This is a genomic window from Actinomadura sp. NPDC048032 (genome assembly GCF_040653175.1).
GTDB lineage: Bacteria > Actinomycetota > Actinomycetes > Streptosporangiales > Streptosporangiaceae > Spirillospora > Spirillospora verrucosospora.
The window spans coordinates 1-1,303 of the sequence record NZ_JBEZJP010000804.1; the positions used below are offsets into that span (position 1 = coordinate 1).

A 1,303-nucleotide genomic window follows, 5' to 3' on the forward strand; every position below is an offset into this window, starting at 1 on the left:
GTCCCCTCCATCTCCACCGGGTTCTGCGTGGAGATGACCATGAAGGGCGGCTCCAGCGCGTAGGTGGTGCCGTCGACCGTGACCTGGCGCTCCTCCATGCACTCCAGCAGCGCGGACTGCGTCTTCGGGGACGCCCGGTTGATCTCGTCGCCGACCACGATGTTGGCGAACACCGGGCCCGGCTTGAACTCGAACTCGCGCCGCTCCTGGTTGTAGGCGCTGACCCCGGTGATGTCGCTCGGCAGAAGGTCGGGCGTGAACTGCACGCGCCGCACCGAGCAGTCGACCGAGCGCGCGAGCGCCTTGGCGAGCATCGTCTTGCCGACCCCGGGGACGTCCTCGATGAGCAGGTGCCCCTCCGCCAGCAGCACCGTCAGCGCGAGCCGCACGGCCGAGGGCTTGCCCTCGATCACCGACTCCACGGCGTCGCGGATCTTGTTCGCGACGTGGGCGAGCCCGTCGAGCCCGCCTCCCGTCCCGCGGTCCGCGTCACGGCCCTCCGCGTCCGCGGCTCCGGCGTCACGGCCGCCGCGCCGGGCCGGGTGGGGTGCCGGGGGGTCGGTCTCCATGAACGACTCGCCGTGCGTGCCTACTGCCACCAAACCCTCCTCAGCCGTTCCAAACGACAGTACGTCTTTGGAACGCCCACTGCGATGTTCATGTGGAACGCGAGCCAATTGTGCTCCACGGAGACGACGACAAACGACGCGTGCGCCGCACCACTTCACTCCACCCCGTCCCACAGGGCCGTGTCGCACCCCCCGAGCGGGGGCGTTCGGAACCGGCTCGCGCCGGAGCGGCGCGCTGAGGGCCCCCGCTGGGCCCCACTCCACACCACCCCCGTTGACCTGCGATTTCGTCGCGGAAAACGGCGCGTGGACGGTGTTTTTCTTGTTGACGGTGGGGAAGAGTGGAGTAGAGTGGGGCGCCGTGGGGGGCGGTAGCGCCCCATGCGGCGCGGGAGGTGGGGCCCGGTGTTTCTCGGCACCCACTCACCGCGCCTCGACGACAAGGGACGACTGTTCCTGCCGGCGAAGTACCGCGAGGAGCTGTCGGGGGGATTGGTGATCACGAAGGGCCAGGAACGCTGCCTGTACGTCTTCCCCATGGCGGAGTTCCAGCGGATAACCGAGGCTCTGCGTGCCGCGCCGGTCACCGAGAAGGCGGTCCGGAGCTACAGCCGGGTCTTCTTCGCCAGCGCCTCCGACGAGGTGCCCGACAAGCAGGGCCGCGTCACCATTCCTCCGCCGCTGCGCAAGTACGCGGGCCTCACCCGCGACTGCACGGTCATCGGGGCCAACAC

General features: G+C 69.6%; 2 protein-coding genes. One reads left to right on the forward strand and one right to left on the reverse strand.

Going from position 1 to position 1,303, the window contains the following annotated elements; translation table 11 throughout:
- On the reverse strand, positions 1–599 hold a 599-nt coding region (locus AB0C69_RS42355), incomplete at its 3' end, for an AAA family ATPase (RefSeq protein WP_360362616.1).
- Between the two features lie 375 nt (positions 600–974).
- Between AB0C69_RS42355 and mraZ the strand changes: the two genes are divergently transcribed.
- Positions 975–1,303: division/cell wall cluster transcriptional repressor MraZ (gene mraZ, locus AB0C69_RS42360; protein ID WP_360362619.1), on the forward strand; the 329-nt coding region annotated here is incomplete at its 3' end.